Raw genomic sequence first — 13,638 nt, 5'->3', positions numbered from 1 at the left:
CATGTCCGATCCTCGTTACCAGGTCGACGTCAGCGTCACCACCCGTTTTCTGGCAGAACAGTCGCAACCCGAGCATGACCGCTTCGCCTTCGCCTACAGCATTACCGTGCGCAACAACGGCTCCCTGCCGGCCAGGCTGCTGTCGCGGCACTGGATCATCACCGACGGCGATGGCCATGTCGAAGAAGTGCGTGGCGAAGGTGTGGTCGGCCAGCAGCCATTGATCGACGCTGGCAAAAGCCACAGCTACAGCAGCGGCACAGTGATGACGACCAAGGTCGGCACCATGCAGGGCACCTACCAGATGCAGGCCGAGGACGGCAAACGCTTCGACGCCGTCATAAAGCCTTTCCGCCTGGCCGTGCCCGGAGCCCTGCACTGATGGCTACGTATGCGGTCGGCGACCTGCAAGGCTGCCTCGACCCGCTCCAGTGCCTGCTGGAGCACGTTGCCTTCGATCCTCAAAAAGACACGCTGTGGCTGGTGGGCGACCTGGTCAACCGTGGCCCGCAATCCCTTGAGACGTTGCGTTTTCTCTACAGCATCCGCCAGTCGCTGGTGTGCGTGCTCGGTAACCACGACCTGCATCTGCTGGCTGCCTGGCAGAACATCGAGCGCCTGAAAAAATCCGACACCTTGAGTGAAATTCTCGACGCCCACGATTGCGTTGAACTGCTGGAGTGGCTGCGCCAACAGAAGCTCATGCATTACGACGAGGCGCGCAACCTGGCGCTGGTCCATGCTGGCATCCCGCCCCAATGGTCCTTGCGCAAGGCGCTCAAGTGCGCCGGCGAAGTCGAACAGGCATTGCGCGACGACAATCTATTGGCCCCTTACCTGGATGGCATGTACGGCAACGAGCCTGTCAAGTGGGACAATGACCTTACCGGCAGCGCCCGTCTTCGCATCATTACTAATTATTTCACGCGCATGCGCTTCTGCACCCGCGACGGCAAGCTCGATCTCAAGGGCAAGGAAGGCATCGAGACGGCACCGCCCGGCTATGCCCCCTGGTTCAAGCACAGTGAGCGCAAGACCCGTAACCTGAAGATCATTTTCGGGCACTGGGCGGCACTGGGTGGCCAATGCGACGAACCCGGCGTCTTTGCCCTCGATACCGGTTGCGTGTGGGGCAGCGCCATGACGCTGATGAACGTCGACACCGGCGAGCAACTGCGTTGCGATTGCGACGAACAGGGCCACGCCAAAACCCATCAACCGACCACTGCACCATTGCCGGCCGGCACTGCCGTTTGACCGGCGTTGCGCTTGAGCCACAGGAGCCCTTCATGAGCGAATTCAAACGCATCCCCCCGGAACAGGCCCAGGCCTTGCGCGAGCAAGGCGCGGTCGTCGTCGATGTCCGCGACCCAGCCACTTTCGCGGCTTCGCATATCAGTGGCTCCCGGCATCTGGATAACCATTCCATCGCCGACTTCATCCATGCCGCCGACCTCGATGCGCCTACAGTCGTGGTCTGCTATCACGGCAACTCCAGCCAGAGCGCAGCCGCCTATCTGGTCAGCCAGGGCTTCAGCGACGTCTATAGCCTGGACGGCGGTTTTGAGTTGTGGCGTGCGACTTATCCTGCAGAAACAGCGCAAGACAATCAGGAATAATTTTTTATGTTGTCCAAGCCCGCGTGAACCGTGGGCTTGAGCGATCGCGGACAAACGGTCTGCCATAACTAATTACGTATTCCACCTTTACCTCCGCGATTCCGAACTATCCTTAGCCTCAGGCCATCCAAAACAGGGGAGAGCCGGTACACCGGCGCGCGGGTCATCGGGAGTCAGCTTTCAAGAGCCTGCATTCTTGAAAGCATTCTGGGGGGTAAACGGCAACTGGGTTCCCAGCGGCTGTCCAGCATCGACTGATTGATCCGACACCGGCTCCACGTATCGAGCGAGGTGACGTCATGAGCATTTTTAGCCACTTCCAGCAACGTTTCGAGTCCACGCGGCAGGAGGAATACTCGCTGCAGGAATACCTCGAACTCTGCAAGCAGGACCGCAGTGCTTATGCATCGGCTGCGGAACGTCTGTTGCTGGCAATCGGAGAACCGGAGCTGCTGGATACCTCGACCAACTCGAGGCTCTCGCGAATCTTCTCCAACAAGGTGATTCGCCGCTATCCGGCCTTTGCAGACTTCCACGGGATGGAAGAATGCATCGAACAAATCGTGTCCTATTTCCGCCATGCCGCCCAAGGCCTGGAAGAGAAAAAACAAATCCTTTATCTGCTTGGCCCCGTGGGTGGTGGTAAATCATCCCTGGCCGAGAAGCTCAAGCAATTGATCGAAAAAGTGCCCTTCTTTGCCATCAAGGGCTCACCGGTGTTCGAATCGCCCCTGGGGCTGTTCAACGCCACCGAGGATGGCGAGATCCTCGAGGAAGATTTCGGCATCCCACGCCGCTACCTCAATACCATCATGTCGCCATGGGCGACCAAGCGCCTGGCCGAGTTCGGCGGTGACATCAGCCAGTTCCGGGTGGTCAAGCTCTACCCATCGATCCTCAACCAGATCGCAGTGGCCAAGACCGAACCGGGTGACGAAAACAACCAGGATATTTCCGCCCTGGTGGGCAAGGTCGATATCCGTAAACTGGAAGAATTTCCACAGAACGACGCCGACGCCTACAGCTATTCAGGTGCACTGTGCCGGGCCAACCAGGGCCTGATGGAATTCGTCGAGATGTTTAAGGCGCCCATCAAGGTGCTGCACCCGCTGCTGACCGCCACCCAGGAAGGCAACTACAACAGCACCGAGGGCCTGGGGGCCATTCCGTTCACCGGCATCCTGCTGGCCCACTCCAACGAATCGGAATGGCATACCTTCCGCAACAACAAGAACAACGAGGCCTTCATCGACCGGATCTACATCGTCAAGGTCCCGTACTGCCTGCGAGTGAGCGATGAGGTGAAGATCTACGACAAGCTGCTGTTCAACAGTTCGCTGTCCAAGGCTCATTGCGCCCCCGACACCCTGAAGATGCTTGCCCAGTTCACGGTGCTGTCGCGCCTCAAGGAGCCGGAAAACTCCAACATCTATTCGAAGATGCGCGTGTACGACGGTGAAAACCTCAAGGACACCGATCCGAAGGCCAAGTCGATCCAGGAATACCGCGACAACGCGGGGGTCGACGAGGGGATGAACGGGCTGTCTACACGTTTTGCGTTCAAGATCCTGTCCAAGGTCTTCAACTTCGACCCTCACGAGATCGCGGCCAACCCGGTTCACCTGCTGTATGTGCTGGAACAGCAGATCGAGCAAGAGCAATTCCAGGCCGAAACCCGCGAGCGTTACCTGCGCTTCCTCAAGGAATACCTGGCCCCGCGCTACATCGAGTTCATCGGCAAGGAAATCCAGACGGCGTACCTGGAGTCCTACAGCGAGTACGGCCAGAACATCTTCGACCGCTACGTGCTGTACGCAGACTTCTGGATCCAGGACCAGGAATACCGCGACCCGGAAACCGGCGAAATACTCAATCGCGTGGCCCTCAACGAGGAACTTGAGAAAATCGAGAAACCGGCGGGCATCAGCAATCCGAAGGACTTCCGCAACGAGATCGTCAACTTCGTGCTCCGCGCCCGGGCCAACAACAACGGCAAGAACCCAACCTGGCTGAGCTATGAAAAGCTGCGGGTGGTCATCGAGAAGAAAATGTTCTCCAACACCGAAGACCTGCTGCCAGTCATCAGCTTCAACGCCAAGGCCAGCAAGGAGGACCAGCAAAAACACAACGATTTCGTCACACGCATGGTCGAACGTGGCTACACCGACAAACAGGTACGACTGCTCTCCGAGTGGTATCTGCGGGTCCGGAAATCGCAGTAAGCAGCGGCAAGCTTCTAGCTACAGCCTGCAAGGGAACGGCGTTGAGCCACGGCTCGACGCCACGCCCCTTGCAGCTTGAGGCTTACGACTTGAAGCTCCCTCGGAGGGGCCTATGAGCTATGTGATCGACCGACGCCTTAATGGCAAGAACAAGAGCACGGTGAACCGCCAGCGATTTCTGCGGCGTTACCGTGACCACATCAAGAAGGCCGTTGAAGAGGCGGTCAGCCGGCGCTCCATTACCGACATGGAGCACGGCGAACAGATCAGTATCCCCGGCCGCGACATCGACGAGCCGGTGCTCCACCATGGTCGCGGCGGCAAACAGACCGTCGTGCACCCCGGCAACAAGGAATTCACCAGTGGTGAGCACATCCCCCGTCCCCAGGGCGGAGGCGGCGGCAAGGGGCCCGGCAAGGCCGGCAACTCCGGCGAAGGCATGGATGAGTTCGTGTTCCAGATTACCCAGGAGGAATTCCTGGAGTTCATGTTCGAGGACCTGGAACTGCCCAACCTGGTCAAGCGCAACCTGACTGGCACCGACACCTTCAAGACCGTGCGTGCTGGTATCAGCAATGAAGGCAATCCATCACGTATCAACATCATCCGCACCCTTCGTTCAGCCCACGCCCGGCGCATCGCGCTGTCGGGCAGCAGCCGGGCAAAACTACGCGAGGCCAAGGAAGAACTGGCCCGCCTGAAACGCGAAGAACCTGACAATTTCGGCGACATTCAGGACCTTGAAGCGGAAATCGAGAAACTCAGCGCCCGCATCCACCGCGTACCGTTCCTCGACACGTTCGACCTCAAGTACAACCTGCTGGTGAAACAGCCAAACCCCAGCTCCAAGGCGGTGATGTTCTGCCTGATGGACGTCTCCGGTTCCATGACCCAGGCCACCAAGGACATCGCCAAGCGCTTCTTCATCCTGTTGTACCTGTTCCTGAAACGGAACTACGACAAGATCGATGTAGTGTTCATCCGCCATCACACCAGTGCCAGGGAAGTGGACGAAGAGGAGTTTTTCTACTCCAGGGAAACCGGCGGCACCATTGTCTCCAGCGCCCTGAAGCTGATGCAGGAGATCATGGCCGAACGCTACCCCGCCAACGAATGGAACATCTATGCAGCCCAGGCGTCGGACGGCGACAACTGGAACGACGATTCACCGATCTGCCGTGACATCCTGATCAACCAGATCATGCCGTTCGTCCAGTACTACACCTATGTGGAAATCACTCCACGCGAACACCAGGCCTTGTGGTACGAATATGAACGGATTGCCGAAGCTTTTTCCGACACATTTGCCCAACAGCAATTGGTCTCGGCCGGGGATATCTACCCGGTCTTCCGTGAACTCTTCCAGCGCAGGTTAGTGACATGACCGCCAAAAAAGAGCAGAAGCGCCAGCCCATTTCCACCGGCTCCGAATGGACGTTCGAGCTGATCAAGGCCTACGACCGCGAAATCAGCCGTATCGCGGACCGTTATGCCCTCGACACCTACCCAAACCAGATCGAAGTGATCACCGCCGAGCAAATGATGGACGCCTATGCGTCGGTCGGCATGCCGCTGGGCTATCACCACTGGTCCTACGGCAAGCACTTCCTCAGTACCGAAAAATCCTACAGCCGCGGCCAGATGGGGCTGGCCTATGAGATCGTCATCAACTCCGATCCTTGCATCGCCTACCTGATGGAAGAAAACACCATCTGCATGCAAGCCCTGGTGGTGGCGCACGCCTGTTATGGGCACAACAGCTTCTTCAAGGGCAACTATCTGTTCCGCACCTGGACCGATGCCAGCTCGATCATCGATTACCTGGTGTTCGCCAAGCAGTACATCATGCAATGCGAGGAACGCCACGGCATCGACGCGGTGGAGGACTTGCTGGACTCCTGCCACGCCTTGATGAACTACGGCGTGGACCGCTACAAGCGGCCGTATCCGATTTCCGCCGAAGAAGAACGCCGGCGCCAGAAGGATCGCGAAGAGCACCTGCAAAAACAGATCAATGATCTGTGGCGCACCATTCCCAAAGGTGCAGACAAGTACAACGAAAAAGACAATGCCCGCTTCCCTGCCGAGCCCCAGGAAAACATTCTCTATTTCATTGAAAAACATGCGCCGTTGCTGGAGCCGTGGCAGCGGGAAATCGTGCGCATCGTGCGCAAGATCGCCCAATACTTCTATCCACAACGCCAGACCCAGGTCATGAACGAGGGCTGGGCCACGTTCTGGCACTACACGCTGATGAACGACCTGTACGACGAGGGCCTGGTCACCGACGGCTTCATGATGGAGTTCCTGACGTCCCACACCAGCGTGGTGTTCCAGCCTGGCTTCGACAGCCCGTACTACAGCGGTATCAACCCCTACGCCCTGGGCTTCGCCATGTACCGCGACATCCGGCGCATGTGCGAAAACCCTACCGAGGAAGATCGTCGCTGGTTCCCGGAAATCGCCGGTTCGGACTGGTTGTCCGCCATTAAATTCGCCATGAGCAGTTTCAAGGACGAAAGCTTCATCCTGCAGTACCTCTCGCCCAAGGTGATCCGCGACCTGAAACTGTTCAGCATCCTCGATGATGACCAGAAAGATGACCTGGTAGTACCTGCCATTCACGATGAGAGCGGCTACCGCATCATCCGCGAAACCCTGGCGGCGCAATACAACCTGGGCAATCGCGAACCCAACGTGCAGATCTACAGCATTGACCGCCGCGGTGATCGCTCGCTGACGCTGCGGCACCAGGCGCATGACCGCAAGCCACTGGGCGACTCCACCGACGAAGTGCTCAAGCACCTGCATCGCCTCTGGGGTTTCGATATCCACTTGGAAACCCTGCAAGGCGACCAGGTGATGAAAACCCATCACGTACCTCCCAGAGGCGAACAAGCCGAAGGAGACTATGGCCGCCTGGACCTGGCCGTCATTCATCTTTGATCCCGTTTTCCCCTCCGGACGTCCGACGCAAAGGTTATCCTGTCGGACCAACGGAGGTTTTTTATGCAGATCTATAAAGTCGGCGGCGCCGTTCGCGACCGCCTGCTAGGCATTCCCGTCACCGACGTCGATCGGGTCGTGGTGGGGGCCACCGCCGAGGAAATGCTCGCCAAGGGTTTTCGCCCCGTGGGGGCCGATTTTCCGGTATTCCTCGACCCGAAGACCGGCGAGGAATACGCCCTCGCCCGCACCGAACGCAAAAGCGGCCGAGGCTATGGCGGCTTCGTGTTCCATGCCAGCCCTGAAGTGACCCTGGAGGAGGACCTGGTTCGTCGGGACTTGACGATCAACGCCATGGCTGAAGATGACCACGGCAACCTGACCGATCCGTACCACGGTCAGCGCGACCTGGAAGCCCGGGTCCTACGTCACGTTTCCCCCGCTTTCGCCGAAGATCCCCTCCGAGTCCTGAGGGTTGCCCGCTTTGCCGCGCGTTATGCTCCATTGGGTTTCAAGGTGGCGGACGAAACCCTGGAACTGATGCGCCAACTCAGCGACTCCGGCGAGCTGGAAGCACTGACGGCCGAGCGCAGCTGGAAGGAAATTTCTCGCGCTCTCATGGAGAAACAGCCACAGGTGTTTATCCAGGTCTTGCGCGACTGCACGGCCCTCAAGGTCCTGATGCCCGAAGTCGATGCGTTGTTTGGCGTGCCCCAGCCCGAAGCCCATCATCCGGAAATCGATACCGGCGTCCATACCCTGAGCGTGCTGGAACAAGCCGCCCTGCACCGACAACCGCTGACGGTCCGCTGGGCCTGCCTGCTCCATGACCTGGGCAAAGGCCTGACGCCCCAACACGAATGGCCGCGACACATCGCCCACGAGCACACGGGGTTGAGGCTGATCAAAGCGGTCAATGAGCGCTTCAAGGCGCCTCGCGACTGCCAGGAACTGGCGTTATTGGTTGGCCAGTACCACACCCATGGCCATCGCGCGCTGGAGTTGAAGGCGTCTACCCTGCTTGAACTGCTGCAAAGTTTCGATGTGTACCGCCGACCTCAGCGCTTCGAGGAGTTCATCGCAGCCTGTGAGATGGATGCACGGGGACGCAAAGGGCTTGAAGAGCGAAGTTATCCACAGGCTGATTATCTGCGGGGCGCAGCGGCAGCGGCCCGCGCAGTGGCGGTACAGCCTTTGCTGGAGAAGGGTTTCAAGGGGCCGGAGCTGGGTGAGGCGATCAAGCGTGAGCGTCTCAGGGCGTTGAAGGCCTACAAGGAAGCGGCGAACTGACGCTGAGTTTCGGGTCAGCTTGCATTTTTGCCGGATATACCGCCGTCATCGCGAGCAAGCTCGCTCACAGTGGATCTTGGCTGAACACAAAATATGTGCCCGCTGAAACTCCAATGTGGGAGCGTACTTGCTCGCGATAGCGGCAGGTGCCTCAGCGCAGATTCGATGGCGTAAGTTGCTGGCCGCGCCATTCGAAAGCCACCGGCGCCAGCACCTGGTCGATCTGCGCTTCTTCCCACAATGTGGCAAAGCTTTTGCCAACACCCGGATGAATTCGATCCGGCGCGATCAACGACAAAGGCCACAGGACGAAGGCGTTCTTGAGGATTTCCGCGCGCGGCAGGATCAATCCATCGAAGTTGCCGACCTGCTCGCCATACAACAATACGTCGATATCCAGCGGCAGCCCCTTGCGGTCCGGCGCATAGCGACCATTGTCCGCCTCGATGAACTTGAGGCGGCGATCCAGTTCCATCAACGGCAGATCCGTGAAGGCCGAGACGACGAAATTGAAGAATGGCCCGCTCTTGATACCTACCGGCTGGCTCTCGAACACGGCCGAACAGCGCATGTCCACCAGGAAACCGGCCAAGGCCTCAAGACCGGCGCACAGATGGGTTTCGCGCTCGATATTGCTGCCGAGCCCGAGAAAAACCTGAGTCAGCGACATCCGCGCTCGATCTCCACACCAACGCCGCTGGCTGCCGGTACGGCGCCAGGCTTGGTTAATTTCAGACGCAGCCACGTGATCTTGAACTCATCCATGAGCGCCTGGGCCAGTCGCTCGGCAAAGGTCTCGACCAATTGGAATTGCGCCTGTTCGGCAAATGCCTGGATGCGCGACGAAACGCTGGCGTAGTCGAGCGCCAGGGTCAGGTCGTCGCCCGCAGCGGCCGGACGGTTGTCCCAGGCAAAGCTCAGGTCAAGTCGCAGGCACTGTCGGATGCCTCGCTCCCAGTCGTAGGCCCCGATGACCGTGTCGACTTCCAGGCCTTCGATAAACACTCTGTCCAAGCACTCTTCTCCGCAGCACGACAAGGGCGCAATGCGCCGTTAGAATCAGGGCGTCCTCGCCCGGAATAGTTAGCATGTTTTGGTTACTGGCGATTCTCGCCTACCTGCTCGGCTCGCTGTCCTTCGCCATTTTGCTCAGCCGCCTGACCGGTCGCCCGGATCCGCGAATGAGTGGCTCAGGCAATGCCGGCGCCACCAACATGCTTCGCCTGGCCGGACGCAAACTCGCCATCCTGACCCTGCTGGGCGACCTCTGCAAAGGCCTTGTCCCGGTATTGATCGCCAGCCTTGCAGGGCTCTCGTTGCAGCAACAGGCCTGGATCGGCGTCTGCGCCGTCATCGGCCATCTATTCCCGCTGTACTTTCGCTTTCGTGGCGGCAAGGGCGTCGCCACTGCCGCCGGCATGCTGCTGGGCCTGTACCCGCCCGCCGCGCTGCTGGCTGCCTGTGCCTGGCTGCTGACGTTCTACCTGACCCGCACCAGCTCCCTGGCCGCACTGATCGCCACGCCGCTGACCTTGCCGTTGCTGGCCTGGCAGGAACCGGCGGCCTTGCTGCCAATGGCCGCGCTGGTTGCGCTGATCGTCTGGCGTCACCGGGGCAATCTACGCGACCTGTTCGCCGGGCGCGAACGGCATTTTTAAATGACGCTTCACAGCGGCGCCAACTGCTCCATCGGCCAGCGCGCCTGTACGCTGATCGCCAAGCTTTCGTGCTGGCCGGCCTGCAAGCGCTGGCAGCCGGCAAAGGCAATCATCGCGCCGTTATCTGTACAGAACTCCGGCCGGGCGTAGTAAACGTCGCCCTTCATGTCGCCGAGCATCTTCTCCAGCGATGTCCGCAGGGCCTTGTTCGCGCTCACGCCACCAGCGATCACCAGGCGCTTGAGCCCGGCCTGTTTGAGGGCACGCTTGCACTTGATGGTCAAAGTCTCCACCACGGCCTGCTGGAACGCCAGCGAGATGTCGCAACGGGCTTGTTCACTGTCGTCCCCGGCGCTGACGCACTGCTGCCAGGTGTTCAGGGCGAAGGTCTTCAGCCCGCTGAAACTGAAATCCAGGCCGGGACGGTCACACATCGGCCGCGGGAACACGAAACGCCCATCGACCCCTTGTGTCGCAAGCCGGGAGATTTCCGGCCCACCGGGATAGTTGAGGCCCATCATTTTTGCAGTTTTGTCGAACGCTTCGCCGGCAGCATCATCGAGCGTCTCGCCGAGCAACTCGTATTGGCCGATGCCATCGACCCGGATGAGCTGCGTATGGCCGCCCGACACCAACAAAGCGACGAACGGAAATTGCGGCGGTTGCGACTCCAGCATCGGCGCCAGCAAGTGGCCTTCCATGTGATGCACACCCAGGGCCGGAATACCCCAGGCAAAGGCCAGGGCCTGGGCGCAAGAGGCGCCCACCAGCAGCGCGCCCACCAAGCCCGGGCCGGCGGTGTAGGCAATGCCGTCGATCTCCGTCGGCACGCAGCCGGCTTCGGCCAGGACCTGGCGGATCAAGGGCAGCATGCGCTTGACGTGATCGCGGGAGGCAAGCTCGGGCACCACCCCGCCATAGGCACGGTGCAGGTCGATCTGGCTGAACAGCGCATCGGCCAGCAGGCCGCGCTCACTGTCGTAAAGTGCGACACCGGTTTCGTCGCAGGAGGTTTCTAATCCCAGTACTAGCATGGGTTTGCGCCTTGTAGAGGCTGAATTCGAAGGCGCGCATAATAGTCGCCGCGTTGTGCCCCGACCAGCGGTTTTCGATCAGAGGCTTTGCATTCCGAGCGTTGAGGGGTTAACATCCGCAACCCTTAAAAACCGACGTCTTCAAGTGCTCTTTTGCCGCGAGGATGTTGACCCCGGTAATGAATGAAGGTAGCTCTGGATGCCAGCCGTCAAAGTAAAAGAGAACGAACCCTTCGACGTAGCTCTGCGTCGTTTCAAGCGCTCCTGCGAAAAAGCCGGTGTTCTGGCTGAAGTTCGTAGCCGCGAATTCTACGAGAAGCCGACTTCTGAGCGTAAGCGCAAGGCAGCAGCCGCTGTTAAGCGTCACGCCAAGAAAGTTCAGCGCGAACAGCGCCGCGCCGTACGTCTGTACTAATACACAGACGTCCGTAGCAAGCTTCTGCCAAGCCCGGCCTTCAAGCCGGGCTTATGGCATTTGCGGAATAACGCTTGATGCTTCACCGTCAAAGTCGCAGACGCGACCAAGACAACCTGCTTCAGCGCGTCAGACCTGGCTCTTTTGCCAGCGGTGCACGTCTTTCCTGACGAGCCTTCCAAGGCTACCGACGAGCACACCCTGATTCCTCTAACGACGATCAGCCCAAGGCACCTGCCTGCGTGTCCGCTTCATGAGCTATCCGAGGCCTGAACGGCCGTTACCGGACTCAGCGCAACACATTCAAACAGTCGAATACTGATAGTTATTAACGTCAGTGGATTATCGGCAGATACACTTCCCGACAGCGATGATGCAGACGACCCGGTCGAGCCACCGATTTAGCGTGCCTCAAACCCAGCCCCGGTTACGCCTGCCGATTTCGGGTCCATATTTCGCGCAGTGATGACGAGAACGCCATGGCCGGGCTGATTCCCCAGAGCTTTATTGACGACCTCCTGAACCGCACCGACATCGTCGACGTGGTCAGCTCTCGCCTGCAAATGAAGAAAGCAGGCAAGAACTACACGGCCTGCTGCCCGTTCCATAAAGAGAAAACGCCTTCTTTCAGCGTCAGCCCCGACAAGCAGTTCTACTATTGCTTCGGCTGCGGCGCTGGCGGCAACGCCCTCGGCTTCATCATGGACCACGACAACCTGGACTTTCCCCAGGCCGTCGAAGAACTGGCCAAAGCCGCCGGCATGGAAATACCCCGCGAGGAAAGCGGTCGACAGCACAAGCCACGCCAACCGACCGATTCTCCGCTTTACCCACTGCTGACGGCGGCGGCGGATTTTTATCGCCAGGCCCTCAAAAGCCATCCGGCACGCAAGGCCGCGGTGGATTATCTCAAGGGCCGCGGCCTGACCGGCGAAATTGCCCGAGACTTCGGCCTCGGCTTCGCCCCGCCCGGCTGGGACAACCTGTACAAGCACCTAAGCAGCGATACGCTGCAACAGCGCGCCATGATCGACGCTGGCCTGCTGATCGAAAATGCCGAAACCGGCAAGCGCTACGACCGCTTCCGTGACCGGGTCATGTTTCCGATTCGCGACACGCGGGGGCGGATCATCGCCTTTGGTGGCCGGGTGCTGGGCGACGACAAGCCGAAATACCTGAACTCCCCGGAAACCCCGGTGTTCCACAAGGGCCAGGAGCTCTATGGCCTGTACGAAGCGCGCAAGAACAACCGCAACCTTGATGAAATCATTGTCGTCGAAGGCTACATGGACGTTATTGCCCTGGCCCAGCAAGGCCTGCGCAACGCCGTCGCGACCCTGGGCACGGCCACCAGCGAAGAGCACATGAAGCGCCTGTTTCGCGTTGTGCCCAACGTGCTGTTCTGCTTCGACGGCGACCAGGCCGGCCGCAATGCCGCCTGGCGCGCACTGGAGGCTACCTTGCCGTGCCTGCAGGACGGTCGCCGGGCACGCTTTCTGTTCCTGCCCGAGGGCGAGGACCCGGACACCCTGGTGCGCTCCGAAGGCACCGACGCGTTCCGTGCGCGGATCAACCAGCACGCACAACCGTTGGCCGACTATTTTTTCCAGCAGTTGACCGAAGAAGCCGATCCACGCTCCCTCGAAGGCAAGGCCCACATGGCCACCCTCGCGGCACCGCTGATCGACAAGGTACCCGGCGCCAACCTGCGCACACTCATGCGCCAGCGCCTGACCGAGATCACCGGCCTGAACAGCGAAGCGGTCAATCAGTTGGTGCACAGCGCCCCCCAGGAGGCGCCGCCGGCGTATGACCCTGGCATCGACTACGACGCGATGCCGGATTTCGCCGACTATCATCAACCCCAGCAGGATTACGCCCCCCAGCAGGAATGGACGCCGAAAAAACCCGGCAGTGGCGGCAAGAAATGGGACAAGAAACCCTGGGACAAGAACGGCAAGCGCGGCGATCGCGACCAACCACGTGCCCCGCGCGTGCCGGCCGCCGTCGAACCACCAACACTGGCCGCCTTGCGCACCTTGCTGCATCACCCGCAACTGGCGGAAAAAGTAGAGGACGCCGGGCACTTCGCCGCCGAGGACCACAGCAACACGCAATTGCTGGTTGCACTCCTTGAAGCCGTGCAGAAGAACCCCAAGCTAAACTCTTTCCAGTTGATCGCACGGTGGCACGGCACCGAGCAGGGGCGCTTGTTGAAGGCCCTGGCCGAGAAGGAATGGCTGATTGAGGGAGACAACCTTGAACAACAGTTTTTCGACACCATTACTAGCTTGTCCGCCCGCCAACGCGAGCGAAACCTGGAACAACTTCTGCGAAAAGCTCGCCAGAGCGAGTTGACCAGCGAAGAGAAAAACCAATTGCGCGACTTACTCAGCCGCAATGTTTGCGCATCAAACCCGACCTCAACTGGCGCGTGAGGTCACAGCTCAGGTA

At 59.7% G+C, this 13,638-nt stretch carries 13 protein-coding genes; 10 read left to right on the top strand and 3 right to left on the bottom strand.

Annotated features, from left to right (window positions below):
• Position 1 precedes the first annotated feature (1 nt).
• The 7 genes from apaG (at position 2) to AC09SL_RS21180 (ending at position 8,077) form a co-directional block, all read left to right on the top strand.
• Positions 2–382, top strand: a complete 381-nt coding sequence (gene apaG / locus AC09SL_RS21210; protein ID WP_058542846.1) for a Co2+/Mg2+ efflux protein ApaG — start codon at positions 2–4, stop codon at positions 380–382.
• A complete protein-coding gene (locus AC09SL_RS21205) occupies positions 382–1,257 on the top strand; it encodes a symmetrical bis(5'-nucleosyl)-tetraphosphatase (RefSeq protein WP_058542847.1) in 876 nt (291 codons plus the stop codon). Before apaG ends, AC09SL_RS21205 begins: the two co-directional genes overlap by 1 nt.
• Before the next feature lie 32 nt (positions 1,258–1,289).
• Complete coding sequence (gene glpE / locus AC09SL_RS21200; RefSeq protein ID WP_058542848.1) at positions 1,290–1,619, top strand: thiosulfate sulfurtransferase GlpE; 330 nt, start codon at positions 1,290–1,292, stop codon at positions 1,617–1,619.
• A 299-nt stretch (positions 1,620–1,918) separates the two neighbouring features.
• A complete protein-coding gene (locus AC09SL_RS21195) occupies positions 1,919–3,841 on the top strand; it encodes a PrkA family serine protein kinase (protein WP_058542849.1) in 1,923 nt (640 codons plus the stop codon).
• A gap of 112 nt (positions 3,842–3,953) precedes the next feature.
• Positions 3,954–5,225: a YeaH/YhbH family protein gene (locus AC09SL_RS21190; RefSeq protein WP_003206179.1), complete on the top strand. Its 1,272-nt coding sequence runs from the start codon at positions 3,954–3,956 to the stop codon at positions 5,223–5,225.
• Positions 5,222–6,787, top strand: a complete 1,566-nt coding sequence (locus AC09SL_RS21185) for a SpoVR family protein (protein ID WP_058542850.1) — start codon at positions 5,222–5,224, stop codon at positions 6,785–6,787. Before AC09SL_RS21190 ends, AC09SL_RS21185 begins: the two co-directional genes overlap by 4 nt.
• Positions 6,788–6,850: 63 nt before the next feature.
• Positions 6,851–8,077, top strand: a complete 1,227-nt coding sequence (locus AC09SL_RS21180) for a multifunctional CCA addition/repair protein (RefSeq protein WP_058542851.1) — start codon at positions 6,851–6,853, stop codon at positions 8,075–8,077.
• Between the two features lie 151 nt (positions 8,078–8,228).
• On the opposite strand, the gene folK is transcribed toward AC09SL_RS21180, so the two are convergent.
• Both folK and folB read right to left on the bottom strand, forming a co-directional pair.
• On the bottom strand, positions 8,229–8,747 hold the full coding sequence (folK, locus tag AC09SL_RS21175; RefSeq protein WP_053189955.1) for a 2-amino-4-hydroxy-6-hydroxymethyldihydropteridine diphosphokinase: 519 nt from the start codon (positions 8,745–8,747) through the stop codon (positions 8,229–8,231).
• Positions 8,738–9,091 carry a dihydroneopterin aldolase gene (gene folB, locus AC09SL_RS21170; protein WP_058542852.1) on the bottom strand — a complete coding sequence of 118 codons (354 nt, stop codon included), beginning with the start codon at positions 9,089–9,091 and terminating at the stop codon, positions 8,738–8,740. The genes folK and folB overlap by 10 nt, the downstream gene beginning before the upstream one ends.
• Before the next feature lie 74 nt (positions 9,092–9,165).
• Here folB and plsY point away from each other — a divergent pair, with 74 nt between their 5' ends.
• Positions 9,166–9,735 (top strand): glycerol-3-phosphate 1-O-acyltransferase PlsY, encoded by a 570-nt coding sequence (plsY, locus tag AC09SL_RS21165; RefSeq protein ID WP_058542853.1) that lies wholly within the window; start codon positions 9,166–9,168, stop codon positions 9,733–9,735.
• A gap of 8 nt (positions 9,736–9,743) precedes the next feature.
• Here plsY and tsaD read toward each other — a convergent pair whose 3' ends face one another.
• The gene (gene tsaD, locus AC09SL_RS21160) at positions 9,744–10,769 is read right to left on the bottom strand and encodes a tRNA (adenosine(37)-N6)-threonylcarbamoyltransferase complex transferase subunit TsaD (protein ID WP_058542854.1); all 1,026 of its coding nucleotides are present in this window, start codon (positions 10,767–10,769) and stop codon (positions 9,744–9,746) included.
• 199 nt (positions 10,770–10,968) lie between these two features.
• On the opposite strand from tsaD, the gene rpsU reads away from it, so the two are divergent.
• Positions 10,969–11,184: a 30S ribosomal protein S21 gene (gene rpsU / locus AC09SL_RS21155; RefSeq protein ID WP_002551877.1), complete on the top strand. Its 216-nt coding sequence runs from the start codon at positions 10,969–10,971 to the stop codon at positions 11,182–11,184.
• A gap of 479 nt (positions 11,185–11,663) precedes the next feature.
• On the top strand, positions 11,664–13,622 hold the full coding sequence (gene dnaG, locus AC09SL_RS21150) for a DNA primase (protein WP_024616738.1): 1,959 nt from the start codon (positions 11,664–11,666) through the stop codon (positions 13,620–13,622).
• Positions 13,623–13,638: the final 16 nt, after the last annotated feature.

Source organism: Pseudomonas sp. PF05, from assembly GCF_056521845.1.
Note: the sequence above shows the minus strand (reverse complement) of the source record. Positions and strands in the feature narration are given on the sequence as shown.

Excerpts from the sequence above, each read along its gene's own strand:
- AC09SL_RS21190 (WP_003206179.1), top strand. The coding sequence starts at position 3,954 with ATGAGCTATGTGATCGACCGACGCCTTAATGGCAAGAACAAGAGCACG.
- glpE (WP_058542848.1), top strand. The coding sequence starts at position 1,290 with ATGAGCGAATTCAAACGCATCCCCCCGGAACAGGCCCAGGCCTTGCGC.
- rpsU (WP_002551877.1), top strand. The coding sequence starts at position 10,969 with ATGCCAGCCGTCAAAGTAAAAGAGAACGAACCCTTCGACGTAGCTCTG.
- AC09SL_RS21180 (WP_058542851.1), top strand. The coding sequence starts at position 6,851 with ATGCAGATCTATAAAGTCGGCGGCGCCGTTCGCGACCGCCTGCTAGGC.
- dnaG (WP_024616738.1), top strand. The coding sequence starts at position 11,664 with ATGGCCGGGCTGATTCCCCAGAGCTTTATTGACGACCTCCTGAACCGC.
- AC09SL_RS21185 (WP_058542850.1), top strand. The coding sequence starts at position 5,222 with ATGACCGCCAAAAAAGAGCAGAAGCGCCAGCCCATTTCCACCGGCTCC.
- plsY (WP_058542853.1), top strand. The coding sequence starts at position 9,166 with ATGTTTTGGTTACTGGCGATTCTCGCCTACCTGCTCGGCTCGCTGTCC.
- AC09SL_RS21205 (WP_058542847.1), top strand. The coding sequence starts at position 382 with ATGGCTACGTATGCGGTCGGCGACCTGCAAGGCTGCCTCGACCCGCTC.
- AC09SL_RS21195 (WP_058542849.1), top strand. The coding sequence starts at position 1,919 with ATGAGCATTTTTAGCCACTTCCAGCAACGTTTCGAGTCCACGCGGCAG.
- apaG (WP_058542846.1), top strand. The coding sequence starts at position 2 with ATGTCCGATCCTCGTTACCAGGTCGACGTCAGCGTCACCACCCGTTTT.
- folK (WP_053189955.1), bottom strand. The coding sequence starts at position 8,747 with ATGTCGCTGACTCAGGTTTTTCTCGGGCTCGGCAGCAATATCGAGCGC.
- tsaD (WP_058542854.1), bottom strand. The coding sequence starts at position 10,769 with ATGCTAGTACTGGGATTAGAAACCTCCTGCGACGAAACCGGTGTCGCA.